Source organism: Sphingosinicella soli (assembly GCF_014199685.1).
GTDB lineage: Bacteria > Pseudomonadota > Alphaproteobacteria > Sphingomonadales > Sphingomonadaceae > Sphingosinicella > Sphingosinicella soli.
In genome coordinates, this window is record NZ_JACHNZ010000052.1 from 1 (window position 1) to 26,356 (window position 26,356).

The 26,356-nt window shown below is 63.4% G+C and carries 17 protein-coding genes, 1 tRNA gene and 1 riboswitch; of the genes, 10 read left to right on the top strand and 8 right to left on the bottom strand.

The window, feature by feature from the left end:
- A partial coding sequence (locus GGQ98_RS16510; RefSeq protein WP_184071506.1) for a tetratricopeptide repeat protein occupies positions 1-793 on the bottom strand: 793 nt, incomplete at its 3' end.
- Positions 794-1,109: 316 nt separating this feature from the next.
- Positions 1,110-1,185: riboswitch (cyclic di-GMP riboswitch) on the top strand.
- Positions 1,186-1,334: 149 nt separating this feature from the next.
- Between GGQ98_RS16510 and GGQ98_RS16515 the strand changes: the two genes are divergently transcribed.
- Genes GGQ98_RS16515 through GGQ98_RS16525 form a run of 3 tightly spaced genes read left to right on the top strand, consistent with a single transcriptional unit; the run spans position 1,335 to position 10,155 of the window.
- Positions 1,335-3,785, top strand: a complete 2,451-nt coding sequence (locus GGQ98_RS16515) for a beta strand repeat-containing protein (protein ID WP_184071507.1) — start codon at positions 1,335-1,337, stop codon at positions 3,783-3,785.
- 29 nt (positions 3,786-3,814) lie between these two features.
- Positions 3,815-8,560, top strand: a complete 4,746-nt coding sequence (locus tag GGQ98_RS16520; protein ID WP_184071508.1) for an autotransporter-associated beta strand repeat-containing protein — start codon at positions 3,815-3,817, stop codon at positions 8,558-8,560.
- Positions 8,551-10,155, top strand: a complete 1,605-nt coding sequence (locus tag GGQ98_RS16525; protein ID WP_184071509.1) for an autotransporter family protein — start codon at positions 8,551-8,553, stop codon at positions 10,153-10,155. The genes GGQ98_RS16520 and GGQ98_RS16525 overlap by 10 nt, the downstream gene beginning before the upstream one ends.
- A 46-nt stretch (positions 10,156-10,201) precedes the next feature.
- Here GGQ98_RS16525 and GGQ98_RS16530 read toward each other — a convergent pair whose 3' ends face one another.
- Both GGQ98_RS16530 and GGQ98_RS16535 read right to left on the bottom strand, forming a co-directional pair.
- A complete protein-coding gene (locus tag GGQ98_RS16530) occupies positions 10,202-11,518 on the bottom strand; it encodes a tyrosine-type recombinase/integrase (protein ID WP_184071510.1) in 1,317 nt (438 codons plus the stop codon).
- 165 nt (positions 11,519-11,683) lie between these two features.
- Positions 11,684-11,757 (bottom strand) — tRNA-Cys (locus GGQ98_RS16535).
- Between the two features lie 240 nt (positions 11,758-11,997).
- On the opposite strand from GGQ98_RS16535, the gene GGQ98_RS16540 reads away from it, so the two are divergent.
- Genes GGQ98_RS16540 through GGQ98_RS16555 form a run of 4 tightly spaced genes read left to right on the top strand, consistent with a single transcriptional unit; the run spans position 11,998 to position 17,607 of the window.
- Positions 11,998-12,660 (top strand): protein-L-isoaspartate O-methyltransferase, encoded by a 663-nt coding sequence (locus GGQ98_RS16540; protein WP_184071511.1) that lies wholly within the window; start codon positions 11,998-12,000, stop codon positions 12,658-12,660.
- A gap of 10 nt (positions 12,661-12,670) precedes the next feature.
- Positions 12,671-14,119, top strand: a complete 1,449-nt coding sequence (locus GGQ98_RS16545; protein ID WP_184071512.1) for a TolC family outer membrane protein — start codon at positions 12,671-12,673, stop codon at positions 14,117-14,119.
- A 40-nt stretch (positions 14,120-14,159) separates the two neighbouring features.
- Positions 14,160-14,573: a DUF2497 domain-containing protein gene (locus tag GGQ98_RS16550; protein WP_184071513.1), complete on the top strand. Its 414-nt coding sequence runs from the start codon at positions 14,160-14,162 to the stop codon at positions 14,571-14,573.
- Positions 14,574-14,619: 46 nt separating this feature from the next.
- Positions 14,620-17,607 carry a valine--tRNA ligase gene (locus GGQ98_RS16555; RefSeq protein WP_184071514.1) on the top strand — a complete coding sequence of 996 codons (2,988 nt, stop codon included), beginning with the start codon at positions 14,620-14,622 and terminating at the stop codon, positions 17,605-17,607.
- 212 nt (positions 17,608-17,819) lie between these two features.
- Here GGQ98_RS16555 and ygfZ read toward each other — a convergent pair whose 3' ends face one another.
- Positions 17,820-18,620: a CAF17-like 4Fe-4S cluster assembly/insertion protein YgfZ gene (gene ygfZ / locus GGQ98_RS16560; protein ID WP_184071515.1), complete on the bottom strand. Its 801-nt coding sequence runs from the start codon at positions 18,618-18,620 to the stop codon at positions 17,820-17,822.
- Between the two features lie 56 nt (positions 18,621-18,676).
- On the opposite strand from ygfZ, the gene GGQ98_RS16565 reads away from it, so the two are divergent.
- Positions 18,677-20,014 carry a dihydroorotase gene (locus GGQ98_RS16565; protein ID WP_184071516.1) on the top strand — a complete coding sequence of 446 codons (1,338 nt, stop codon included), beginning with the start codon at positions 18,677-18,679 and terminating at the stop codon, positions 20,012-20,014.
- Positions 20,015-20,034: 20 nt separating this feature from the next.
- Positions 20,035-21,624, top strand: coding sequence for an MFS transporter (locus GGQ98_RS16570; RefSeq protein WP_184071518.1), 1,590 nt, complete (start codon positions 20,035-20,037; stop codon positions 21,622-21,624).
- 1 nt (position 21,625) lies between these two features.
- Here GGQ98_RS16570 and GGQ98_RS16575 read toward each other — a convergent pair whose 3' ends face one another.
- From GGQ98_RS16575 to GGQ98_RS16590, 4 genes are all read right to left on the bottom strand, one after another.
- Positions 21,626-22,501 (bottom strand): dienelactone hydrolase family protein, encoded by an 876-nt coding sequence (locus tag GGQ98_RS16575; RefSeq protein WP_184071520.1) that lies wholly within the window; start codon positions 22,499-22,501, stop codon positions 21,626-21,628.
- A 106-nt stretch (positions 22,502-22,607) separates the two neighbouring features.
- Positions 22,608-24,059 carry a catalase gene (locus tag GGQ98_RS16580; protein ID WP_184071522.1) on the bottom strand — a complete coding sequence of 484 codons (1,452 nt, stop codon included), beginning with the start codon at positions 24,057-24,059 and terminating at the stop codon, positions 22,608-22,610.
- Positions 24,060-24,532: 473 nt separating this feature from the next.
- Positions 24,533-25,084: a hypothetical protein gene (locus GGQ98_RS16585; protein ID WP_184071524.1), complete on the bottom strand. Its 552-nt coding sequence runs from the start codon at positions 25,082-25,084 to the stop codon at positions 24,533-24,535.
- 37 nt (positions 25,085-25,121) lie between these two features.
- Complete coding sequence (locus GGQ98_RS16590; protein WP_184071526.1) at positions 25,122-25,472, bottom strand: antibiotic biosynthesis monooxygenase family protein; 351 nt, start codon at positions 25,470-25,472, stop codon at positions 25,122-25,124.
- Positions 25,473-25,591: 119 nt separating this feature from the next.
- Here GGQ98_RS16590 and GGQ98_RS16595 point away from each other — a divergent pair, with 119 nt between their 5' ends.
- Positions 25,592-26,161 carry a peroxiredoxin gene (locus tag GGQ98_RS16595; RefSeq protein WP_184071529.1) on the top strand — a complete coding sequence of 190 codons (570 nt, stop codon included), beginning with the start codon at positions 25,592-25,594 and terminating at the stop codon, positions 26,159-26,161.
- Positions 26,162-26,356: the final 195 nt, after the last annotated feature.

The window sequence follows — 26,356 nt, forward strand, 5'->3', positions numbered from 1 at the left end:
GAAACTCGCGCTCAACATCAACCGATCGCCACGCCGCGGTGGGGTCCCTTTTGCACGCCGATCGGGGGTCCCTTTTGGACGCCGATTGACAGCCACGGATGTCGTTCGCCATTTGATACTGACGGAACGAGAGCTCAAATTGGTTTAGATCGCCCAGCGCTTTGCCAAGTGCAAAATGGAGATGAATCCGCTGCACGTCATCACGCACTGCCTCCAGAGCCCGCTCCAGCAGAGTGACGTCGTCGCTACCGAGGTGGACCGTACGCAGATTGGCCAACCCGAGCCAGGCGAAGCTGTTCGCGGGATCGATTTTCAGTGATCTTCGATAGGCGACGACAGCGTCTTCGAGGCGCCCTGCAGTTTTCAGCGCATAGCCGTAGTTCATCCATGGTACCGCCGCACCGGGCGCGCGCGCGACCAGCTGCTTATGAACGTGAAGCGCTTCCTCGACGCGTCTCTCGCCGGCAAGGAGAGTCGTCTTCAGTGACAAAGCCCAAAGACGACGAGATGGATCCTCGATGACGTTGTCGAGCAACGCGATGGCTTCCTCTGCGCGGTCGAGACGACATAGCAGTGACACCAGGTCGGCATAGGCGAGGACGAATGCTGGCGCGCGTGCTATTGCTCGCCGCAGCAGTGCTTCGGCGTCGGCAGACGATCCTGTCATTGCAGCTACTCCTGCAAGTAATCTCGCGGCTTCGAGATCTTCAGGGTCGGTCGCCAGACGCTTCCGGATGAGAGCTTCCGCTCCCGTGAGATCGTTGCGTCTCAAAGCATTCACCGCATCTGCCAAGACCGATGGTGGTGATGGATAAGATGTGGTGGGACTCAATATCATTGCTGCCTGTGTGAACGCGATAAGGGCGAATTGTGCATGGGATCGCAAGTGTTTTCACTGGAATCGAGAGCCTGAGACCGCGGTAAGCCTGCACTGTTTTACAATCCGTTAAGTATATTCGACGGAGATTTGGGGTTGCAATGGCACCTAACCGCTTGATAAGTCTTCCCAAGACAATGTTCTCGTCGATCGCTTCGAGACCGTAGTTCGGCCTGGCAGCTAATGCTTGCAAGGGCTGGGTGCCGGTTGGTTTTAGAGCAGCGCCGCGGAGCGTTGAAAAGGGCAAACTGCCGGTGACGGCAGGACGCAAAGCCTCCGAACTCGATCGAGTTAGCGGGGCTACCAACGGGAGGCGAAGTAGGCGTGCGAAGGTGCAAAGCGGCGAACGCGCGGCGAGCCGTGCGCTCGTGTTTTCCCACATTTCATTCATGGAAATTTCGTCGATGACTCCGCCTGCAACGGCTGGTGGCGCAGGCGTGTGTCTGAGGAGAGTCAAATGAGCAACGCAACCGATCGGCACCGTCAATACGCCGCCCAAGTGTCACGGCGCTTGCTCTCGGGTAGCTCTCTTGCGGCGCTGGCGCTCCTGGCATTGGCTGCGCCAGCGCACGCTGAAGACCGGAACTGGGATGCGAACGGCACTGCCATTGGCACCGGCGGCACGGGTACATGGAATCTCGACAATCTGAACTGGAGCCCCAGCGCCGACGGCGTCAGCGGCCCTTACAGCCTCCCCTGGTCGAACGCGGCCCTCGATAACGCCATCTTCGGCGGCACCGCCGGGACGGTGACGCTCGGCGCGCCAATCGTCGTTCATAACCTGACCTTTAATGCGGCCGGTTTCACGCTCACCGGCAGCACATTGACGCTCTCCGGCCTGTCGCCCACGATCGCGACGAACAGCGGAAATACCACGATAAATTCCGTCATTGCAGGCTCGTCTGGCCTGACCAAAGCTGGCGCCGGCGGGCTGATATTGAATGGCACCAATAGCTTCACGGGCGATATCCTTCTCAATCTCGGCAGCATTTATGCGGGCAGCGATGCTGCCTTGGGCAATGCCGAAAACAACATTTCCACGGCAGCCGCAGCCACGGTTCGGCTGTCGATCGCCGGGGCCCCGACAAACCGCACCGTCACGATCGGCGATGCCGGCACTCTGATCCTGGAAGGCGCAGGCGCAGGGTCCGCGTTGATCACAGGCAGTGGGCGGGTGTCTGCGGCGGCCAGCGGCGTTACCATGAGCAACGATGCCAGCACCTATACTGGTCAAACCATCTTTTCTGGTTGCAATGGTGTCTGCTCCACGCGTTTCACGTCGATCGGCGACCTTGGAGTGGCGAGTTCACTGGGCGCCCCCGTGACAGTCGCGGATGGCACGATCGTTTTCAATCAGCAGAGCCAATATACCGATAGCCTGATCTATCTCGGCGATGGCGACAGTTCGAACCGGAACTGGGATATCAACGGCAATGGCGCGATTATCCGGAACCAGGGGACGGGCACGCTGACCATTACGGGCGATGTCGATGTTTCAGCGGGCGGAACCTTCCTTGCTGAGACTGCCAATATTGAGCTCCTCGGGGTTCTCAGTGGCGGCAACTACGCGTTCAATGGCGCGGCTGGTAATGTTGTCACGCTTGGCGGCGCCAACACATTTGCTGGGGCGGCCAGTATCGGCGGTCTCGTCAGAGCTTCGGTTCTGGCGGATATCGGCGCGGTCAGTTCACTCGGCACCGGTACGAACATCACGTTGAGTGCCGGATCGCTGAGCTACACCGGTACGGGGAACAGCAGCAATCGCTTGTGGATCGCAAACGGTGCTGGCGGCATTCTGAACGACGGGACGGGCGCGCTAAATCTGAGCGGCAGTGGGACCTTCGCCATCGGCGGAGCGGCCGACAGTCTGACGCTGGGTGGAACGTTTGCCGGCGAGAATAGCTTCTTGGGCACGATATCCGGTGCTGGAAATCTGATCGGAAACGGTGCCGGCACCTGGGTTTTGGGCGGTGCCAATGATTTCACGGGTAGCGTTACGGTCAATGCGGGGACGTTGAAGGCGGGCAGTAGCTCGGCTTTTGGCGCCGCGACCGGTTTCATCGTGAATGGCGGCACGCTGGATCTGGACGGATATGATCTGACCGCGCCTTCGCTGAGCGGCACAGGCGGAACAGTGGCGCTGGGCTCGGCCAATCTCACCGTCGATACTGCCACAAACGTTGGTTATGCCGGAATCATCACGGGCGGCGGCGGTTTGACCAAGGCTGGCAACGGGATACTGACCCTCAGCGGGGCGAACACCTACACTGGTACAACGACAATTAACGGCGGTACGCTGGCCCTGGGCTTCAATAGCCCCGGCGCACCGCTCACCGACATTATTTCCAGCGCGTCCACGCTGAATATGGCCGGCGGCACGGTGACGGTCTTTGGCGGCGCGGGCCAGGACAATGTCCAGACCTTCAATGGCCTCAATATCCTTGCCGGCAACAACAGGATCAGCGCAGAGGCCAGTGCCACGGGAAGCGTCACCGTCAATCTCGGTGCGATCAATCGCGCTGGCGGATTGATCGACTTCGCACTGCCGGCCACAGGCAATTTCACCACCAGCAACACGAGCCTGGGCGGTTGGGCCACGATAAACGGTACAGATTATGCCAAGGTTGTTGGCGGCGCCATCGTTGCTTTTACCGAGGCTGATTATACCGATCAGGATGACGCGTCCCTTTGGGCAGACGGTCAATATATTTCCGACAGCGACGGCGACACAGAGAGCTTTTCCGGAACCGTGGCGAGCGATGTGCAGCTTGCCGGTCTGCAGTTCACCACCGCCGATCCGACGACCACCGTCACGGTCGCGCCCACGGCAACGCTGGGTATCGACGGCACCATTATCGTCGCCCCGTCGGTGGGGGCCAACAACCAGACGATCCCGGGGGCTCTCTGACCGGTGGAACCGGCGACAGCACTCTGGGCGTGCAACAGAATGGCGGCGGTATTTTCACCATCGAATCGACGATCGTGAACAATGGCGGCGCTACCAGTTTTGCCAAGAACGGTAACGGCACCGTTCGATTGACGGGCCTCAACAGCTATACCGGCGGCACGACGCTGAGCGGCGGACGGCTTGAGGTGACGAGTCTCGCCAATGGCGGGATAAATAGCAGCATCGGCGCTTCGTCCGCCGATCCCGCAAATCTGCGCCTGGAAAGCGGCACGCTTGCCTATATCGGCGGTTCGGACGCGGTGTCCGATCGCGGTATCACGCTGGTCAACGGTGGTAGCGAGCGGGCGATTCAGGTCGATGGTGGTCGCACCGTCGAATTCTCCGGCCTGGTGACGAGTCCGGACGATGCGGGTCTGACCAAGACCGGTTGGGGAACATTGGTCCTGTCCAACACTGCGAACGACTATGTCGGCATTACGACGATTACCGGTGGCGGCAGCGGCAACAAAGGCACGCTATCGGTAAACACGCTCTCCAATGGCGGTGTCGCCAGCGGCATGGGCGCGGCAATGAGCGCTTCCGCCAATCTTGTCATGAGTCTTGACGGTACGCTGCAATATACCGGCGGCACCGTCAGCACCGATCGCGGCTTCACCCTTGCCGGCGGCAACGGTCGCATCGATGTCGCTCCGGCTGGCACCACGCTGACAATCAGCGGCATAGCCACCGGCACCGGTTCCTTCGTCAAGGATGGCGATGGAACGCTCATTCTCAGCGGCATCAACACTTATACGGGCGATACCATCGTCTCGGGCGGCACATTGCGTGCGGGTTCGGCAAAGGCTTTCGGCCCCGGCACCCGCTATATGACCGTGAACGGCGGCGCGACGCTGGACCTGGGCGGCTTCGATATCTCCGCCGGCGGTCTGGCCGGAGCCGGTACGGTCAATCTTGGATCCAGCACGCTCACGACAGCCGGCGGACAGGCCGCCTTCACCGGGACGATCACGGGTAGCGGCGGTTTCACGCGAGGGCCCGGCAGTTACACGCAGACGATCAACGGTTGCAACAACGGCTACACCGGCGCCACGACTCTCATGAGTTCGCTCGCCATCGACTGCATCGCAGATGGCGGCGTTGCCAGCAGCATCGGCGCATCCGGGGCGGACTCCGGCAATCTCGTCTTCAACGGCGGAGTGCTCACTTACACCGGGGCGAACGTCACCACTGATCGCGGCTTCACACTGACCGGCGCGGCATATCTCAATGTTGCGGATGCCGGAGCGACCCTCGAATTCCAGGGGCAGGTTATCGGCGGTGGAGGCCTCCGCAAGGACGGCGCCGGCACGCTGGTGCTGTCGGGGGCTAACACCTATACCGGCTCCACGCAGATCACCAGTGGAGTCCTCAGGGCAGGTTCCACGCAAGCGTTTGGCGCTGCCGCGCCAATGTATCTCGATAATACCGCCGGAGTGACGCTCGATCTGGCTGGCTTCGATACCAGTGTTACCTTCCTGCAAGGCGGGGGTGCATCGGGCGGCACTATCACGCTGGCCGGGGCTGATCTGACGATCACCAACGGCAACAATGGCGCCGGCTCAACCTTTGGCGGTTTCATTACCGGCGCCGGCAACCTCATAAAGAATGGCGGCGCGACGCAGAGGATCAGCGGTTGCGGGAACGACTATTCGGGTGTCACTACGATCAACGGCGGTGCCATCGAAGTGACCTGTCTGGTTGATGGCGGGGTTGCGAGTTCGATGGGATCATCGAGCGCGGCGGCGAGTAACCTCACCCTCAATGGTGGCACGCTACGCTACGCCGGCGCTGGCGACAGCACCAACCGCCAATTCACGCTGGGCGCGAACACCGGCAATGCGCTTGATGCATCTGGAACAGGCGCGATCAATTTCACCAGCAATGCAGCCATCGCCTTCAGCGCCCCGGACACCGCACAGACGCTGACGCTGACCGGCACCAACATCGAAAATAATATTCTTGCCGCACAGATCACGAACAACGGCACTGGCCTCACTCGCCTGACCAAGACCGGCGCCGGCACCTGGATTCTGACCAATCCGGGCAGCACCTACACCGGTATTACGACGATCAGTGGCGGCGTGCTTGGCGTCGACAAACTCGCCAATGGTGGCGTTGCCAGCAGTATTGGCATGTCTTCCGCAGCAGCCTCGAACCTTGTCATCGGTAATGGATCGACATTGCGCTACACCGGCGCGGGCGACACCACGAACCGTCTGTTCACCCTGTCCTCCGGCGTCACCTTCATCGAATCGTCCGGTACAGGCGCGATCGTCTTCACCGACACAGGGCCGGTCACGCTGGCGAACAACAACCAGGCACGAACCATCGCGCTCGGTGGTACAAATACAGGCAACAACACGCTCGCCGGCTCGATCGGCAATGCCGGCAGCGGCGTCACCACGCTTGCCAAGAATGACACCGGCACATGGCTCCTGACCGGCAACCACAGCTATACCGGGTCGACCAATATCAACGGGGGCCTCTTCTCGATAGGAAGTGGCGGCACCACGGGCTCCATCGCCAGCGCACTCGTCAACAATTTCGGCACATTGGCATTCAACCGATCCGACAGCCTGACCTATGCGGGGTCGATTGTCGGGACTGGTGCGCTTCAGCAGAACGGCTCCGGCACGACGATCCTGAGCGGGAACAGCAGCTATACCGGCGGGACGACGATCTCGGCGGGGACATTGCAACTGGGCAATGGCGGCGCGACCGGAAGCATCATTGGTGACGTGGTCGACAATGGCCTGTTGAGATTCAACCGCTCGAACGCTCTCGCCTTCAATGGCGTGATTTCGGGCAGTGGCGCGGTGACGCAGGATGGCGCCGGCACGACGACACTGGCGGGCATCAACAGCTATACAGGTGGCACGACGATCAATGCTGGCATTCTGAAGGTCTCCGCCGACGCCAATCTGGGTGCGGCCAGCGGCGCGCTCACCTTCGACGGCGGCACGCTGCAGACGACAGCCAGCATGTCGAGCATCCGCAACGCGACGCTGGTAAGCACCGGCACGTTTTTGACCGACAACGCCACCACGTTCACGCTCAGTGGCGTGACCTCAGGTGCAGGCAGCCTCACTAAGTCGGGTGCCGGCCGGCTGGTCTTGACGGCCGACAACAGCTATTCCGGTGGAACCAGCATCGCGGCCGGCCAGCTCCAGCTTGGCAATGGCGGGACCAGCGGTTGGATCACGGGCGATGTAGCGAACAACGGTTCGCTGGTGTTCAACCGTTCCGATAATGTCGGATTCGGCAACCTGATCTCTGGCACCGGGTCGGTGGTCCAGAACGGTCCGGGCATTCTCACCCTGATGGAGAATAACAGCTACCTAGGCGCAACCACCATCAACGCCGGCACGCTGCGGATCAACGGCGATCAATCGGCAGCGACCGGGCTTGTCGCGGTCTCTTCGGGCGCCACACTGGGCGGCAGCGGGATCATTGGCGGTGATGTGAATGTGGTCGACGGCGGCATCCTCGCGCCTGGCAACAGCCCGGACACGCTGACGATCAACGGAGATCTCTTGCTGTCGAGCGGCTCTGTCCTCGACTTCGAGTTTGGTCAGGCAGACGTCGCCGGCGGTCCGCTCAACGACCTGATCGAAGTCGGCGGCGATCTGAGGCTCGATGGCACGATCAATGTCAGCGTTTCTGCGGGCGGCACTTTTGGCGGCGGCATCTATCGTGTGTTCAATTATGATGGCGCGCTCATCGATAATGGCCTCACGCTTGGCTTGATGCCGGGCGGGAGCAACGTTGTCGTTCAGACCTCCGTGGCCGGACAGGTCAACCTGATCAATTCCGTGGGCCTTTCGTTGAGCTTCTGGGATGGCGATGCAGGGCCCAAGTTCAACGATGCTATCGATGGCGGCAACGGCACCTGGCATCTCGACGGTCTCGACAATAACTGGACCAATGCCGATGGCAGCGTGAACGCGGCCTATGACGATGGCACGCTGGCGATCTTCGCCGGGACCGGCGGCACGGTCACGATCGACAATGGCGGCGGCGCGGTCACAGCGTCCGGTATGCAATTCGCAAGTAACGGCTATCTCGTCACCGGCGCGCCGTTGACGCTGATCGGCCCGGAGTCGATGGTCCGCGTGGGTGATGGCACGGCTACCGGCGCGAGCTTGACCGCAACGATCGCCGCCGAGCTCATCGGCGCGACCAAGCTCGTCAAGACCGACCTTGGCACGCTCGTTCTCACAGGAGCGAACAGTTACACCGGGGGCACCGCGGTCGATGGCGGTACACTGCGCATCGCAAGTGACGCCAATCTTGGTGCCGCTGCGGGTGAACTGAGCTTTAGCGGAGGCACACTCAACACCACGATGACCTTCAGCTCTGGGCGCGCCATCGTTCTTGCCGGTGCTGGCGCAGTTGACACGAACAGTGGCACCAGCTGGACAATGACGGGCAATGTCACCGGCGCCGGATCGCTCACCAAGGCCGGTGCGGGTACGCTGATCCTGACTGGTGATGCAACGCATACCGGTGGGACGACGATCACTGCAGGAACGTTGCAGATCGGCAATTCGGGTACGACTGGTTCGATCACCGGCGATATCCTGAACAACGCCGCGCTCATTTTCAATCGCGGCGCCACCTATAGTTACGACGGCCTGATCAGCGGCTCGGGCTCGGTTGCCCAGAACCAGGGCGTGCTGAGCCTTACTGCCGACAGTAGCGCGCCGTGTCGTTCACGGGTGATGGCATGCTGCTGACAGATCAGGGCACGACGTTCACTTTGAACGGAGCGCTATCCGGTAGCGGTTCGCTGACCAAGGGCGGTGCGGGCACCCTGCTGCTGACCGGCGACAATAGCGGCTATGTCGCTGCGACGCAGGTCGCTGGTGGCACGCTTGGCGTCGATGGCCTGCTCGGCAGCCTTGTGACCGTCGCTGAGGCCGGTCGCCTGGAAGGCACGGGGCGCGTGGGAGGCATCAGCAACGCCGGAGTCGTTGCTCCTGGCCGAGGCGGTATCGGCACGCTGACGGTTGCCGGTGACTACGCCGGCAATGGTGGCATGCTGGAGATCGAAGCGGTACTGGGCGCCGATAGCTCGGCGACCGATCGATTGGTGGTGAATGGCGCCACATCGGGTAACACCCAGGTTTCGGTGATCAACCGTGGCGGGCTGGGCGCGCAAACAATTGAGGGCGTCAAGATCGTCGATGTGGCCGGTGCCTCGAATGGCACGTTTACGCTGAACGGCGATTATGTGTTCAACGGCGAGCAGGCGGTGATCGCCGGCGCCTATGGATACCGTATGTATAAGGGTGGCGTCGCTAGCCCAACGGACGGGGACTGGTATCTGCGTTCGTCTCTGCTCAATCCGGGCGAGCCCGTCGATCCCGATGTGCCCACCCCGCCACTCTATCAGCCGGGTGTGCCGATTTATGAGGCCTATGGCGCGAACCTGCAGGCGCTTAACGGCCTGTCGACCTTGCAGCAGCGTGTCGGCAACCGCAGCTGGGCAGCAGGTGCCAAAGCTGAGGGAAGCGGAATCTGGGGCCGGATGGAAGGCACGCGCAGCCGGGCCAACGCCGTGGTCTCGACCAGCATGTCCGATCAGGACGTCAACAGCTGGAAGATGCAACTGGGGGTGGATCGAGTGCTGGTCGCAACCGATAAGGGCGAGCGTCTGGTCGCTGGGGTCACTGCCTTTTATGGCGAGGCAAACAGCCATGTGCGTTCGCTCTTCGGCAATGGCTCGCTCAAGACCGACGGCTATGGCATGGGCGCGACATTGACGTGGTATGGGCTCAACGGCTTCTATATCGACGGTCAGGCGCAACGCAGCTGGTACGACAGCGATCTGGAGTCCAGCATTCTTGGCGAGCTTGCCAAGGGCAATGACGGCAGCGGCGAGGCGTTCAGCGTTGAAGTGGGAAAGCGCTCGTCCGTCGGCGGCAAGCTCAGCGTTACGCCGCAGATCCAGATGGCCTATTCCAACGTTCGGTTCGATCGCTTCGCCGATCCGGCGAGCGCTGTTATTTCGGCCGATAAGGGCGACAGCCTGAAGAGCCGCTGGGGCATCTCCCTCGATCATCAGAACGAATGGGAGGGTGGCCGTAGCCACATCTATGGCCTGGTCAACCTCAGCTACGAATGGCTGGACGGTAGCCGTACCCGGGTTTCAGGCACGCCGATCGATTATGCGAATGAGCGGCTGTGGGGTGAACTGGGCCTGGGCGCCAGCGTGAGCTGGACCAAGGGGGTGACGCTCTTTGGCGAAGTCTCGGGCAACAGCCCTTTCAAGGACTTCGGCGACAGCTATACGCTCAAGGCCAATGCCGGTGTTCGGGTTGCATTCTGACGGATATCGCTAACGAGGCGGGCGGGGCGCTCCTGCAGCGCGTGGCCTAACCCCAGCTCCTCCTCGTCCTTGGTATATAAGAGGCGAGCGGCGAGGCGCGGAAGGCTGCGGTGGGCATCACTCGCCCGATGCCATATCCCTGCCGGGGCTGAGTCCTGGGCGACGTGCATCGGGTTCCTCCTTCGCGCAGATCGTCAAGATAGTCGCTCCACCACTGCGCCATCTCGACGCGCTCGGACCAATAGGCCGACTGATTGTAGATGCGGCGGATGCTACCACCGACCGTATGGGCGAGCGCCCGCTCGATCGCGTCAGGGTTCCACTGCCCCGATTCATTCAGCAGCGAGGATGCGGAGGTCCGAAAGCCGTGCGCCGTCATCTGGTCCTTGGGATAGCCCAGGCGCCGCAGGGCGGCGTTGATCGTGTTGTCGCTGAGCGGCCTCAAATGTGTCCGAACCGACGGAAACACATATCGGCCGGACCCCGACAACGCCTGCATCTCGGAAAGAAGGTCGAGCGCCTGCCGGGAGAGCGGTACCACATGGGGCTGGCGCATCTTCATTTTGCCTTCCGGAATGGTCCAGATGGCCTTGTCGAAATCGATCTCGCTCCATTCCATCTGGCGCATCTCACCCGGGCGCTGGAAAAGATGGGGCGTGAGTTTCAGAGCGTAAAGCACAGCGGGGTCGCCCTGATAGCCATCTATCGCTCGGAGCAGGCCGCCAAATATGACCGGATCGGTGATCGCGGGGAAGTGCTTCACCTTCGGGCTTGTGAGCGCCCCGATCAAAAGGTGAGCCGGATCGCGGTCGGCGCGTGCGGTCGCGACCCCGTAGCGGAACACCCGGCTGACAAATGCCCGCAGGAGATTGGCCGTATCGAGCCGTCCCCGGCGTTCGTGCTTTCTCAGCTCATGCAATATCTCGTGCGGGGTGATCTCCGTGATCGGGCGCTTGCCGAAGTCCGAGCCCATCAGCTTCACGAACCAGCGCATCTTCTTGAGGGTCGGCTCTGCCATGCCCTCGCGCGCTTTCTTCTCAATGAGGTCCTCGGCCACGAGCGCGAAACTGTTGCGCGCCCGCACGCCGGCTTCGATTCGGGCCTGCCGTTTTGCAAAGTTGGGGTCGACCGAATGCGCCAGCTGTTTGCGCGCGGCATCGCGCGCGGCGCGGGCTTCTGCGAGGCTCAGCTCGGGGTAGGAGCCGAGCGCCAGTTTCCGCTCGACGCCGTCGATCCGGTACTTGAGTCGCCAGAGCTTGCTGCCGTGCGGATTGACCAAAAGGTACAGCCCCAAGGCGTCGGTGACCTTGTATGGTTTTTCCCTCGGTTTGGCATTCCGGATCGCGGTGTCGGTCAGCGCCATTTTGGGGGCCTCGCTCGTCGCGGGGCGTTTCCTGCCCCAAAAAAGGCCCCCAACAGCCGCAATCACAGGCAGACGAGGGCGGTCACTGGCAATCAGTGAATGCCTTATAACTAGCAGAAAATTATGGATTTTTCAATCGTCAGCAGACTTCGGCCGACGAGCCGTTGGAGGCCCGAGCCGGAATCGAACCGGCGTGCAAGGATTTGCAGTCCTCTGCGTAACCACTCCGCCATCGGGCCCGACGCGTGAGGCGCGCTCTCTAGACCATCGCGAGGGGCGGTGTAAACGCCTCTGTGGCGATGCCTTTCGACGGAAGGCGCACGGGAATGGACGGACGCCGACTTTCCGCCTTGGCGTTGCCGCGCGAAACTCCTAAAGCCGGATGCAGCCGGGCTGCGCCCCCCAGCGGTCGGCGGCTTGCAAATTTAGTGTGTTATTTATACATAACACCGCGAACAGGTCAGGAGGACGTGAAGCCCGTGAAATTGCCGGACTTCAGGAAGATGCGCAGCGCGATGATCGACAGCCAGCTGCGCCCCAGCGGCATTGTCGAGCCCAATCTCGTTGCGGCGATCAAGTATGTGCCGCGCGAGATGTATGTGCCTGCCGATCTCTCTTCTCTCGCCTATCTCGACGAGGCGCTGGAAGTGGTGCCGGGCCGCTCTTTGCCTGCGCCGCTCACCGGCTGCCTGATGATGTCGGCGCTGGAGGTGATGCCCAAGGAGCGCGCGCTCATCGTTGGCGGCACGACCGGCTATTCGGCTTCGATCCTGGCGCGGCTCTGCGCGCATGTCACGCTGGTCGAGGATGATGCGACGCTGGTGCGGCGCGCCTCTTCGGCGATCTCCAAGACCGGCGTTTCCAACGTCAGCGTTGTCGAGGGGGCGCTTGCCGAGGGGTATGCGGAGGGCGCGCCGTATGATGTGCTGCTGATCGACGGGCAGATCGAGGGTGTTCCCGAAGCGCTGATCGCGCAGGTTCGCGAGGGCGGCCGCATCGCGGCGGTGCTTGCGGAGCGCGGCGCGGCGCCGAGTGTTTCGGTGGGGCGTGTTGCGGGCGGGCATGTCGGCTGGACACGTCTGCTCGAAGCGAGTGCGCCGCTGCTCAAGGGTTTTGAGCGGCCGCGGGTATTTGAGTTCTAGGAGCGGACGCATGGGTGGCAGGGTTGATCTTCTGATGGGCGGCGTAGCGCTTGCCGTGCTCGCCGCGACACCGGCCGGGGCCGAAACCCTTCGCGACGCGATGGCGGCGGCCTATGCCAACAACCCCGTGCTCGCGGGTGCCCGGGCGGGTCAGCAGGCGGTCTCCGAAGGTGTCGCGCAGCAGCTCGGCCAGTTCCGCCCGACCATCGGCGGGCAGGCGGCGCTCGATCAGGAAATGTCCAACCCCGGCAGGTTCAACGATTTCAGCCGCCTTGTGACGGTCGGCGTGCAGCTCAGCCAGCCCGTGTATTACGGCGGGCGTCTGCAGGCGGGGCTCAAGGCGGCGAAGAACCGCGAAATCTCGGGCCGCGAACTGCTGCGCGCCCAGGAAAACCAGACGATCTTCGACACGGTCATCGCCTATATGGACGTGCTGAGGCTGCAGGCCGAGGTCGATCTGACGACGAACCAGGTCCGGGTGCTCGATCGCCAGCTGCAGGCTTCGAACGACCGCTTCGAGGTCGGCGACGTGACGCGCACCGATGTGGCGCAGAGCGAGGCGCGTCTCGCGCTCGCGCGCAGCCAGAGCATCGCCGCGCTCGGCAATCTTGCCAATGCGCGCGCGACATATGAGCGTGTCGTGGGCCATGCGCCGGAAAATCTGGAGCAGCCCCAGCTGCCGCCGCTGATCCCCGGCACGCAGCAGCAGGCGATCGACCTGGCGCTGGCTGACAGCCCGTTCATGCTCGCCGCGAAATCCGACCAGGAAGCCGCGCGGCAGGACGTGCGCGTTCAGAAGGGCGCGCGCCTGCCGAGCATCGATGCGACCTTCGGCGCCGGTTACACGAACTTCCGCGGCCTGTCGGCGGCGGGTGCGGGGCTTCGCACCAGCGGCATCGATTATACGCAGAACATCGGCGCGACGCTGACGCTGCCGATCTTCCAGGCGGGTGTGCAGGGCTCGCGTATCCGCGAGGCGCAGGCGCGCTTCTCTCAGGCCGAACAGAACACGCTTTCGGCCGAGCGCGACACCATCGAAAGCGCGCGTCAGGCGTGGGAAAACCTGCAAAGCGCCCGCTCGACGATCGAATCGGCGAAAATCCAGGTCAGCGCCAACGAGCTTGCGCTGGAAGGTACGCGCGCGGAGAACGAGGTCGGATCGCGCGACATTCTGGACGTGCTGAACGCCGAGCAGGAACTGCTCGACGCGCGCGTCACGCTGGTGCGCGCAGAGCGTGATGCGTTCGTGGCGGGCTATGCGCTGCTTGCCACCATCGGCCGCGCCGAAGCCGATGACCTCGATCTGCCGGTCGAATTGTACCGCCCCGAAGACTATACGTCGCGCGCAAAGCGGCACTGGGTGGATTGGGCGCCGGGCTTCGATGCGCAGCCTGTCACCACGCAGGTGAGCGCGCCCGCCACGATGGGGCCGCCGGTTCCCGAAAACGTGCAGCAGTAGCCGCGTGACAACGCCCTGCGATTGGCGCTAGACCGCACGTATGGCAGGCAAGCCCGAACCCACGATGGAGGAAATCCTCGCGTCGATCCGCCGTATTATCGCGGAGGATGACGGCGAGCGCGTGCGCGCGCCGGACCCTGAGCCCGAATACGACGACGAAGACGCGCCGCGCGACGCACAGGGCGCGCCGTTCGAGGCCGAACCGTCGGCGGTGCTGGAGCTTTCCGCAGAGGCGCAGTCCGCGGTTTCCGAGGCTGTTCAGGCGAAAGCATCGGAGAGTTTTTCCGCGCTGTCGTCCATGCGCCTCAACGGCGACGGGAGCGGGCCCGAAACGCTCGAAGGCCTCGTCCGCGAACTGCTTCAGCCGATGCTGAAGACCTGGCTCGATGCCAACCTCCCCGAAATCGTCGAGCAGATGGTCGCCCGCGAAATCGCCCGCATCACACGCAAGTAAGCGCCGCCGCTTGCCGCCGCGCCGCGCGGCTGGCAAAGGAGCGGCCATGACGATCGAAAAGACCTTCGCCCCGGGCGAAATCGAGACCCGCTGGTACAAATACTGGGAAGAGAACGGAAAATTCCGTCCCGATCGCCCGGATGCGGAGCCGTTCACGATCGTCAACCCGCCGCCCAACGTGACGGGCAGCCTCCATATCGGCCACGCGCTCGACAACACGCTGCAGGACATCGTGGTGCGCTACGAACGCCTGCGCGGCAAGGATGCGCTCTGGGTGGTCGGCACCGACCATGCCGGCATCGCCACGCAGATGGTGGTGGAGCGCCAGCTTGAGGCGCAGCAGGACAAGCGCACCAACTACAGCCGCGAGGATTTCATCGCGAAGGTGTGGGACTGGAAGGCGGAAAGCGGCGGCCAGATCACGCGCCAGCTCCGCCGCCTCGGCTGCTCGATGGACTGGTCCCGCGAGCAGTTCACGATGGACCCGCACTTCACGCGCGCGGTCGTGAAGGTGTTCGTCGAGCTTTACAATCAGGGGCTCATCTACCGCGACAAGCGGCTGGTGAACTGGGATCCGAAGCTGAAGACTGCGATTTCCGATCTCGAAGTCGAAACGCGCGAGGTGAAGGGACACTTCTGGCGCTTCAAATACCCGCTCGCGGACGGCGCGACGCTGGATGACGGCCGCGACTATATCGAGGTCGCCACGACGCGCCCGGAAACGATGCTCGCCGACATGGCGGTGGCGGTGCATCCCGAGGACGCGCGTTACCGGAGCGTGATCGGCAAGCGCGTAAAACTGCCGCTCACGGGACGCCTTGTGCCGATCGTTGCCGACGAGCACGCCGATCCTGAACTCGGCTCGGGCGCGGTGAAGATCACGCCGGGCCACGACTTCAACGATTTCGAAGTCGGCAAGCGCGCGGGCATCAAGGCCGCCGACATGCTCAACATGTTCGATGCCGAAGCCAAGGTCGTGCAGACGGCGGACGGGCGCATTCCGACCGAATATCTCGGCCTCGACCGCTTCGATGCGCGCGCGCTCGTCGTCGAGCAGTTGAAGGGGCTGGGCTTCCTGATCCCGCATGTCTCGAAGGACAAGGACGGCGAGGAAACGCAGCACGACGCCGAACCGCGCACGATCCAGACGCCTTACGGCGATCGCGGCGGCGTGGTCATCGAACCTTGGCTGACGGATCAATGGTATGTGAATGCCGAGGAACTGGCGAAGAAGCCGATCGAGGCCGTGCGCAGCGGCGCGATCGAGATTATCCCCAAGACGTGGGAGAAGACCTTCTTCAACTGGATGGAAAACATCCAGCCGTGGTGCGTGTCGCGGCAGCTCTGGTGGGGGCACCGGATACCGGCGTGGTTTGGACCGCATACTAATAACGGCGCTTTAGTTCCCTCGTTCGACACCCAATGGATTGTGGCTAACGATGAGAAGGAACTGTTTGAAAAAGCCCGCGAAGCATATGGCGACCGCGAAATTGTAATTGCTACTCGTGAGGAGGCGGCTTCCTACGCAAGCAACATCGACCAGGGAAAGGTACTCCTTTGGCGCGACGGTGACGTCCTCGACACTTGGTTCTCCTCCGCGCTCTGGCCGTTCGCTACGCTCGGCTGGCCCGCTGAAAATCTTCACCCCTCCTCTTCAGGGGAGGGGCCGGGGGTGGGGGCTCTCCACACGCAACCCGCGAGCCGGTTGGACGGCCCCACCCCAACCCCTCCCCTGAAGGAGAGGGGCTCGGGTACGCGCCTGTTCGAACGGCATTATCCGAACGATCTCTGCATTTCGGGCTTCGATATCCTGTTTTTCTGGGATGCGCGCATGGCGATGCAGGGGATGCACTTCATGGGCGATGTGCCGTGGAAGCGGCTCTACCTGCACGGGCTGGTGCGCGCGGCCGACGGGCAGAAGATGTCGAAGTCGAAGGGCAACGTCGTCGATCCGCTCGGGCTGATCGACCAATACGGCGCCGATGCGCTGCGCTTCTTCATGGCGGCGATGGAGAGCCAGGGCCGCGACGTGAAGATGGACGAGCGCCGGGTCGAGGGCTACCGCAACTTCGCGACCAAGCTGTGGAATGCCGCGCGTTTCTGCCAGTCGAACGGCATCGCGGCTTCGCGCACCATCGCCGCGCCCGCCGCCTCGCTCGCCGTCAACCGCTGGATCATCGCCGAGGTCGCGGCGACCGCGCAGGCGCTGGAAACCGCGATGGCGGAGATGCGCTTCGATGCCTATGCGGACGCGATCTACCAGTTCACGTGGAGCCGCTTCTGCGACTGGTATCTGGAACTCATCAAGCCGATCCTGTCCTCCGTCTCCCCGGGGGAGGCCGGGGCCGATGCGACCGGCGGCATGGGTTCCGGCCTTCGCAGGAATGACGAACAGGACGAAACCATGGCCGTCGCGGGCTGGGCGCTCGACCAGATTCTGGTCATGCTCCACCCGGTGATGCCGTTCGTGACCGAAGAACTCTGGCACGCGCTCGGCGACCGGGGCGGGCATGATCTCATCACGGCGAAATGGGTGGATGTCGGCGCGGTGGATGCCAGCGCCTCGGCGGAAATCGACTGGCTGATCCGGCTCGTCTCGGAAATCCGCTCGGCCCGTACGGCTCTCAATGTGCCACCAGGCGCTCGCATGGAAGCTTACATAGCTGGCGCTGCTGAAGAGCGACAATTAATGATTAAAGCGAATTGGCCAACAATTACAAAACTTGCTCGAATTGATTGGTCTGATGGTGACCAATCAAAAATTGGTAAGGGCAACACCTTTCAGGTGGTCGTGGATGAAGTTACGTTCGCGCTTCAACTTGAAGGCGTTATCGATATCGCCGCAGAGCGCGTGCGGCTCGAAAAGAATGCGGCGGCGGCGGAGAAGGAGCGGGACAGTCTTGCGGGGCGCCTCGGCAATCCGGCGTTCGTCGACAAGGCCAAGCCCGAAGCGGTCGAGAAGGCGCGCGCCGACCATGCCGAGAAATCGGCTGAGGCGGAACGGCTGCGGGCTGCGCTGGCGCGGCTGGGGTGAACGGCGCTCTCTCTCCGGCGGGAGAGGGTTTCCCTCACCAACTTCGCCTGTGGCCTTTGGCCAAGGCTTCGTATCCTCTCCCGCGGGCGGGAGAGGAGGTGGTCAGCTCGACATCAGGATGAACATCGCGAGCAGCAGCGTGCCGCAGATGCCGAGCATGAACAGCAGCTTGCGGTCGTCGCGCATGCGCTGCGGTTTCTTTTTCGCCATTCTCAAGCCTCCCCCTCGGCCTTGCGCGGCAGCCATTGCGGCCAATGCACGCTCACCGGATGCCCGCCGAGCGTGAGCGCCGCGTCGGCATATTCCACGCGAAGAGAGGCGATGCCGTGCGCGCCTGCGAAGCTGCGCAGCGTGCCCGCCTCGCGGTCTCCGGCCATGATCGTGCGGTCCTCGCCCACGGGTTCGGCCAGCATCACGGGCAGGAAGCGCTTGTTCACCTTGGCGCGCCAGTTCATGCGCGCGGTGTTTTCCTGCCCGACATAACAGCCCTTGGAAAAGCTGACGCCGTTCAGCTCGGCGGCGTTCGTTTCCAGCCACATGGTCTTGTCGATTTCGAAGTCGGGCGTGTCGGGTACGCCCAGACCGATCCGGTATGCGTGCCAGTCCGCAGCGCCCGCGTCCACCGAGCCGCCCGCCGCCAGCCAGCGGTGCCCGAGCGCGGGAAGGCGCGGATCGTGCGGGCGTTCGAGCGCGCGTTCCTTCCACCCGGCGAAGACATTGAGCGCGGACGGAGCGATGTCGATGGCGCGGCGCAGCCGGTACATCCTCAGCTTTTTGGCAAGGTCTTCGGCGCGGCTTTTGTGAACGTCGATGAAGATGCCTGCTTCGCCGCCGTCGTGGAGGATCATGTCGGTGATATATTTGCCCTGCGCGCTGAGCAGGCCTGCCCACACGGGCGTTTCGGGTGTCAGTGCCGTTTCGGAGACGTCGCTTGTGACAAGGCCGTTCAGAAATCCGCGAACATCCTCGCCGGAAACCACGAGGACGGCGCGATCATCAAGATATGCAATCATGAGAGCGAAGCTAGGGGCTGGTGCGCCATGCGCAAGGGGGTATAGCATCCCGCCTCATGAACCAGAGCAGCCAGAGCTTCGATCTCGTCCTGAGGGGCGGCGCCGTCTTCACGCCTTCGGGCCTTCAGAACACCGATGTCGGCGTGCGCGGCGGGCGCATCGTCGCGCTGGGCAGCTTTGCGGACGCGGGCGAGGTGATCGACTGCACGGGGCTTACCGTGCTCCCCGGTGTCATCGATACGCAGGTGCACTTCCGCGAGCCCGGCCTCGAACACAAGGAAGACCTCGAATCGGGCAGCCGCGCCGCCGTGATGGGCGGGGTGACGGGCGTGTTCGAAATGCCCAACACCAACCCCAACACCGACAGCGCGGAGGCGCTCGCGGACAAGCTGGCGCGCGCAAAGGGCCGCATGTGGTGCGAGCACGCGTTCTACGTGGGCGCGACCGATGCGAACGCGGAAAGCCTCGCCGAGCTTGAAATGCTGCCCGGTGCGTGCGGCGTGAAAGTGTTCATGGGCGCTTCGACCGGCAGTCTGCTGGTGGAAGACGATGCGACACTGCTGAAAGTTCTGAAATCCGGCCGCCGCCGTGTCGCCATCCATGCCGAGGACGAGCCCCGGATGCAGGCGCGCCGCGATTTCCGTGTCGAGGGCGATCCCTCCAGCCACCCGGTTTGGCGCGACGACGAATCGGCGATCCTCGCGACGCGCCGCGTGCTCGGCCTCGCGCGTCAGGCGAAGCGGCGCATCCACGTGCTGCACGTCACGACGCCCGCCGAACTCGAACTGCTCGGCGCGAACAAGGATATCGCGAGCTGCGAGGTGACGCCGCAGCACCTGACGCTGGCGGGGGAGGAGGCCTATCCGCGCCTCGGCACCTACGCGCAGATGAACCCGCCGATCCGCTCCGGCGCGCACCGCGACGGGCTGTGGCACTGGCTGCGGCAGGGCGTGCCCGACGTGTGGGGATCGGACCACGCGCCGCACACGAAGGAGGAGAAGGCGAAGCCCTATCCGGCGAGCCCGAGCGGCATGCCCGGCGTGCAGACGCTGCTGCCGCTGCTGCTCGATCACATGGCGGCGGGGCGGGTGACGCTGGAGCGCGTCGTCGATCTTACGTCGGCGGGGGCGGTGCGCCTGTTCGGGCTTACCGCCAAGGGGCGCATCGCGCCGGGCTTCGACGCGGATTTCAGCATCGTCGATCTCAAGTCGCGCCGGACCGTGGAGAACGACTGGCTGCAATCGAAGTGCGGGTGGTCGCCGTTCGAAGGCGTGACGCTCACGGGCCGTCCGGTGGGCACCATCATTCGCGGCCGCCGCGTGATGTGGGACGCGGGCCTCATCGGCACGGCGATCGGCGAACCTTTCCGCTTCGACGAGACCATACGCAGCTGATAAAAAGCATTGGGGGGGAAATGACGGACGACCGCGCCGAAGGGGAACTCGACGTCAAACGCGACCGGATGGTGATCCTTGCATCCTCGCTCGGCACCGTCTTCGAATGGTATGATTTCTTCATCTACGGAACGCTCGCGGCGCTGCTCGGGCGCATGTTCTTCCAGGTGGAAAGCGAAACGCTCGCCCTGCTGCTCAGCCTCGCGACCTTCGCGGTGGGTTTCCTCGTGCGCCCGCTCGGCGCGATCCTGTTCGGGCACCTTGGGGACAAGGTGGGGCGGAAATATACGTTCCTCGTCACGATCACGGTCATGGGGCTTGCGACTGCGGCCATCGGACTGCTGCCCACCTACGCGCAGATCGGGGTCGCGGCGCCGCTGATCCTCGTCTGCCTTCGCTTCGCGCAGGGGCTTGCGCTCGGCGGCGAATATGGCGGCGCGGCGGTTTATGTCGCCGAACATGCGCCCGCGCACCGGCGCGGTTTCTACACGAGCTGGATCCAGATTTCGGTGGTGGGCGGCTTTCTGCTGTCGATCATCGTCGTCGTCTCGACAACCGCGATCGTCGGCAAGGAGGCGTTCGAGGCGTGGGGATGGCGCATCCCGTTCCTCGTCTCGCTCATCCTGCTCGCGATCTCGCTCTGGATTCGCCTGAAACTGAACGAAAGCCCCGTGTTCCGCGCCATGAAAGCCGCGGGGAAGACGTCGACCAATCCCTTCGTCGACAGCATCCGCGAAAAGGGCAATCTCGGCCGCATCCTTATAGCGCTCTGCATCGCCGCCGGGTTCACGGTGATCTGGTACAACGCGCAGTTCTACACGCTCTATTTCCTGCAAGGCGCCGCGAAAGTGGCGGAGGCCGATGCGCGTCTGCTGGTGGGCGCCGCCGTGGTGGTGGGTGCGCCCAGCTTCATCTTCTTCGGATGGCTGTCGGACCGGGTCGGGCGGAAACCCGTCATCCTCACCGGCTTCGCGCTGACGCTCGTGCTGCTGTTCCCGCTTTACTGGCTGATCGCGGCAGCCGCGAACCCGGCGCTGGAGCGCGCGATCGATGCGCATCCGGTCACGATCGTCACGCCTGAAACCTGTCGCTACGATCCGTTCTCCGACAGGCAGGACAGCGCGTGCGCCGAAACGCTCGAATGGTTCGCGTCGAACGGCCTCAACTACACGCGCACGCCTGCGGCGGTGGCGGAGGTCGAAGTGCGTGTCGCCGATGCGCGCATTTCCGGGTTCGAGCCCGAAGCGTTTCGCGCGGCGCTCGATGCGGCGGGCTATCCGGAAACCTCCGACACGGCAGAACGGCAGGGGTGGCTCGTGGTGCTTGCCGCCGCGATGCTGACGCTGCTCACCGGCATGACCTATGGGCCCGCTGCTGCGATGCTCGTCGAGCTGTTTCCCGCGCGCATCCGCTACACGTCGATGTCGGTGCCGTACCACATCGGCACCGGCGTCTTCGGCGGGCTTCTACCGCTCGTTTCGCAGTATATCGTCGTGTCCTCGGGCGCTGTGTTCGGCGGTCTGTGGTACACGTTCATCATCGTCACCGTCGCGATGCTGGTCACGTACTTCTACCTGCCCGAAACGCGCGGGCGCGACATCTCCGGCTGAGCTATTTCAGGTTCGCCTTGAACCAGCCGTGCGCCTCGCCCCACGCTGCCTTTGCCGCCGCTTCGTTGTAGCTGGGGCGATAGTCGGCGAGGAAGCCGTGATCGGCTTCGGGATAGAGGATGATCTTCGAGGGCGACTTCGCGGTTTTGAGCGCGGCCTGCATCGCTTCGACGTCCGCGACCGGAATGCCCTTGTCCTTGCCGCCGTAGAGACCGAGGACGGGCGCCTTCAGGCGCGCGGCGACCTCGACGGGTTGACTCGTCGTGATGGGCGGCTTGTTCTCGCCGGTGAGCCTGCCGTACCACGCCACGCCCGCATCCACGCGCGGGCTGTAGGCGGCATAGAGCCACGTGATGCGTCCGCCCCAGCAGAAGCCGGTAATGCCGAGCTTCGAGGAGTCGCCCCCGTCCGCCGCCGCGAACGCTGCCGCCCTGTCCAGATCGTCCATCACGATCGCATCGGGAACCTTGGAAACGATGTTCCCGATCAGTTTCTGGATGTCGGCTTCCTTCGTCGCGTCGCCCCAGCGCGCGTAAAGATCGGGCGCGATCGCGTAGTACCCCGCCTGCGCGAAGCGGCGGCAGATATCCTTGATCCATTCGTGAACGCCGAAAATCTCGTGCACCACCAGGATCACCGGCGCGCGCGTGCTGCCCGCCGGTTTCACGCGGTAGGCGGGCATCGTGCCCTGCTGCACGGAAATCGAGACCATGCGCTCGTCGAGCCCCTTGGGATCGGTCTTGAGCGTGCTCGCGGCGACGGGCTGCACGGCGGCGGCAAAACCCGCAGCGAACGTGCCGCCCACGAGTACGCCACGGCGCGAAAGGCCGGTCGTGGCGACCCAGTTGCGGTCTTCGGGCAAACGGTCAGTTGTCATGGCGATGGCTCCCTCTTTTCACGGGTGAACGAAGGCGAGGGCGCCTTTGTATGGGGGATCGGCGCCCGTCGCACAGAATGCACGACAGGCGCCTTGGTTGCCAGCCCTATGCGAGCGATGCCCGCGCCGCGCGCACGCCGTCGGCATAGGCCGGATCGATGCGCGCGAAATGCCCGAGCTGCCGCTCGACGATCTCGTCCGGCACGCCCTGCATCGCCTCGGCGATGTTGGAGAAAAGCCGCGCGCGCTGGCCTTCGTCGAACAGGTTGAACAGTGCGCGCGGCTGCACGTAGTCGTCGTTGCCCTCGCGGTGGTTCCAGCGGTCCATGTCGCCGGAAATCTTCAGCGGCGGCTCGCGGAACTCCGGCGCCTCCACCGCACCGCCGAAGCTGTTGGGCTCGTAGTAAGCATCAACAGCGCCCGTGCGCGGTCCGTGGGCGTTCATCTGCCCGTCCTTGTGATAGTGATGGACGGGGCATCTCGGCGCATTGATCGGCAGCGTCTCGTAATGCGTGCCGAGCCGATAGCGATGCGCGTCGGCATAGCTGAAGATGCGCGCCTGCAGCATCTTGTCGGGCGAAAAACCGATGCCCGGCACGACGTTTGAGGGCGAGAAGGCGGCGTTCTCGATCTCCGCGAAATAATTGTCCGGGTTGCGATTCAATTCCATGATGCCCGCCTCGATCAGCGGATAGTCGCCGTGCGGCCAGACCTTGGTGAGGTCGAAGGGGTTGTAGGGCGTCTTGTCCGCATCGGCTTCGGGCATGATTTGCACGCACACACGCCACTTCGGGAATTTGCCCGCCTCGATCGTTCCGAACAGCGCCTCCTGATAGCCTTCGCGCGTGCGTCCCACCACGGCGGCGGCTTCAGCGTTGGTGAAGTGCGCGTGGCCCTGCATGGTCTTGAAGTGGAACTTCACCCAGAAGCGCTCGCCCGCCGCGTTCACGAACGAGAAGGTGTGGCTGCCGAAACCGTCCATCTGCATCGGCGTCTGCGGCAGGCCGCGATCGGACATCAGGATCGTCACCTGGTGCAGCGATTCCGGCGACAGCGACCAGAAATCCCACATCGCGGTCGCGGAGCGCAGGTTGGTGCGCGGGTGCCGCTTCTGCGTGTGGATGAAGTCGGGGAACTTGAGCGCGTCACGCACGAAGAACACCGGCGTGTTGTTGCCTACGAGATCCCAGTTGCCCTCATCAGTGTAGAATTTCAGCGCGAACCCGCGCACGTCGCGCTCATGGTCGGCCGCGCCCGCCTCGCCCGCGACGGTGGAGAAGCGCGCCAGCATCGGCGTCGTCTTGCCCACGGCGGCGAACACACCGGCGCGCGTGTAGCGCGAAAGGTCGGCGGTCGCCCTGAACGTCCCGTGCGCGCCCCAGCCCTTGGCGTGGACGACCCGCTCGGGAATCCGCTCGCGGTTCTGGTGGGCGAGCTTTTCCAGCAGCTGCCAGTCTTCCAGCATCAGCGGACCGCGCGGGCCGGCGCTCAGGCTGTTCTGGTTGTCGGCAATCGGCGCGCCTGCGGTTGTCGTCATCACGGGGCGGTGATCGGTCATCGACTTTTTCCCTTCCTCTTGATCGGTTCGAACGCTTACCGGCCTCGTGTGACACGTTTTGCGTGATCGGGAAAATGCACAATAGTCGTCAGACTGATCGCCTGTATCGATCAATAGCGCAAACTTATAGGGCGGCCCCGGCATAAAGCCGGGACCGCCCCTGTTTTGGCAGCGTGACCCGTAATTCAAGCACCGTTCTTTTCGCGGTCGGCATGTCCGGCAGGTGGTCGCCGGTCGGAGCGGGTGAGATGGTCGTTATTATCGTTGTCGTATACCGCGCATGTTCCGTATGCCGCCGAGGGTGGCCCCAGGGTCGCTTCAGACAAAGCATGGACCATGCCAGATGATCGAAACGGCGCATTCCCGGCATAGCGCCGGGGCCGTACTTTCATGAGTGTAAAGAAGATCGACAGCCCCGGTCCGAGTGATCGTTCCGCCGATCCGATCGCGCGGCACGTTGCCTCCCGCCTGGTTTACAACTGGCAGGTGCCTTCGCGCGTCTCGGGCGCGGACCCGGCGCGATACCAGCGTGTCTTTCCGGGCATGGCCCCGGCATCCTGATAGCAGATTTCGGCGGCCTTTCCGGCGGAATCGATCAGCACGGTCCATTGGTGATCGCCGCAATTATGAGCTTCGCACGCCCACGACGCGATCTTGCCGCTTTTCATCTCGATCGGTGCCGAAGGGCCGCCGTTTCCACCCGTCACCCAACCGAGAATGGTCGTGTCGGGAATGGCGGCGGCGATCGCGGATTTGACTGCGGGCTGATCGAAGAACGCAAGATCGCTTACCTTGTCGAACGGGTACTTGCCCACGTAAGCGGCGAGATCGACGGCGGCTCCGGTCGGCGCCGTTTCCGTTGCAGCGGCGTCTGCGTCCGCTTCGGGGGTCGTGCCGCCGGCGGCGGCGTCCACGCTGCTCGGGTCCGCAGTATCGACCTTCGGCTGATCCGCCTGAGATGCGGTGTCCGCGCTGTCGCAGCCCATGGTGACAAGTCCGGCCAGAAAAAGTGTCAGCATGCGCATGGGCCGTGCCCTCCCGTTTCGAATGTCCCGCGCCGCATTATGGCAGCGAATGTGCCGCCTTGTCATCCGGGCCATCCGCGCGGTCGAGAAGATCATCTGTCACCTGCATCAGCAGCAGCGGCTCGACCGCCGCGTCGGCAATGGCTTCCACGAAGGCGGCGCGGGTTTCGGGGTCGTTGTAGACCATTTTGGACTCATATGCCTTCTGCCAGCTTGCCTCGTCCGGCCATTCGGCCATGCCGATGAACCGGCCTTCGGAATCCCTGTGCAGGCGCGAGCCGAGGCTGCCGTAGCGTTCCCGGATCAGTTCGGTGCCGCGCCGCCAAGCCGCGCGGAACTGATCTTCCTTGCCGGGTTTCACCTTCCACCAATAGGCTGCGACGAACATGATCCTGCCTTTCGTTTCCGCATGAGTCCTGCTGAAAGAACGCACGGCACCGCGAAAAGCGCCTTGGAGCCGGGCCGATTCAGGCATAGCGTATCCGCAAAGCCCCCGAGGAGGATTTCATGCGCCCGTTCAGCCTTGCCGCCACCGCCGTTGTTGCCGCCGCCGTCACTCTTGCAAGCCCAGCGCTTGCCGCGCTCGCGGTGGGCGCCAAGGCCCCGGTCTTCACCACGAAAGCCTCGCTTGCCGGCAAGCCTTTCGATTTCGCGCTCGCCTCGGCGCTGAAAAAAGGGCCGGTCGTGCTCTATTTCTTCCCTGCCGCCTTCACACCGGGCTGCACCGTGGAAGCCAACGCCTTCGCCGATGCGACCGACGATTTTTCGTCGATGGGCGCAACCGTGATCGGCATGTCCAACGATCCGATCGAAAAGCTGAACGAATTCTCCGTGAAGGAATGCCGGAATAAGTTCGCGGTCGGCGTTGCGGACAAGGCGCTCATCGCAAAATATGATGTTCCGCTGGCGCTCTATCCGGGCCGCTCGAACAGAACGTCGTATGTGATTGCGCGCGACGGCAAGATCCTCTTCGTGCATTCGGAAATGGCGCCGAAAGGCCACATCACCGGCACGCTCGCCGCCGTGAAGAAATGGCATGCGGCGCAACCGGGCGCGAAGACGAAGGGGGCAGACTGAGGCTAGAGCGGGGAGCGTGATTTCTGAATCACGCTGCCCGCTCTAAATCTTTTTGAACGCATCGTTGCTTGCGGAAAACCGGTTCCCACTTTTCCGCACGATGCTCTAGGCGCTGTCTGCATTCATTTTATCCAGATCATCGCGCAAGCGAGATGGACGAATCCCATGAATGCGGTGAGGGTTTTCTCGCAGCGG

Coding starts and splice junctions, on each gene's coding strand:
- GGQ98_RS16515 (WP_184071507.1), top strand. CDS start 1,335: ATGAGCAACGCAACCGATCGGCACCGTCAATACGCCGCCCAAGTGTCA.
- GGQ98_RS16525 (WP_184071509.1), top strand. CDS start 8,551: ATGCTGCTGACAGATCAGGGCACGACGTTCACTTTGAACGGAGCGCTA.
- GGQ98_RS16530 (WP_184071510.1), bottom strand. CDS start 11,518: ATGGCGCTGACCGACACCGCGATCCGGAATGCCAAACCGAGGGAAAAA.
- GGQ98_RS16545 (WP_184071512.1), top strand. CDS start 12,671: ATGGGTGGCAGGGTTGATCTTCTGATGGGCGGCGTAGCGCTTGCCGTG.
- GGQ98_RS16550 (WP_184071513.1), top strand. CDS start 14,160: ATGGCAGGCAAGCCCGAACCCACGATGGAGGAAATCCTCGCGTCGATC.
- GGQ98_RS16555 (WP_184071514.1), top strand. CDS start 14,620: ATGACGATCGAAAAGACCTTCGCCCCGGGCGAAATCGAGACCCGCTGG.
- ygfZ (WP_184071515.1), bottom strand. CDS start 18,620: ATGATTGCATATCTTGATGATCGCGCCGTCCTCGTGGTTTCCGGCGAG.
- GGQ98_RS16565 (WP_184071516.1), top strand. CDS start 18,677: ATGAACCAGAGCAGCCAGAGCTTCGATCTCGTCCTGAGGGGCGGCGCC.
- GGQ98_RS16570 (WP_184071518.1), top strand. CDS start 20,035: ATGACGGACGACCGCGCCGAAGGGGAACTCGACGTCAAACGCGACCGG.
- GGQ98_RS16575 (WP_184071520.1), bottom strand. CDS start 22,501: ATGACAACTGACCGTTTGCCCGAAGACCGCAACTGGGTCGCCACGACC.
- GGQ98_RS16580 (WP_184071522.1), bottom strand. CDS start 24,059: ATGACCGATCACCGCCCCGTGATGACGACAACCGCAGGCGCGCCGATT.
- GGQ98_RS16585 (WP_184071524.1), bottom strand. CDS start 25,084: ATGCGCATGCTGACACTTTTTCTGGCCGGACTTGTCACCATGGGCTGC.
- GGQ98_RS16590 (WP_184071526.1), bottom strand. CDS start 25,472: ATGTTCGTCGCAGCCTATTGGTGGAAGGTGAAACCCGGCAAGGAAGAT.
- GGQ98_RS16595 (WP_184071529.1), top strand. CDS start 25,592: ATGCGCCCGTTCAGCCTTGCCGCCACCGCCGTTGTTGCCGCCGCCGTC.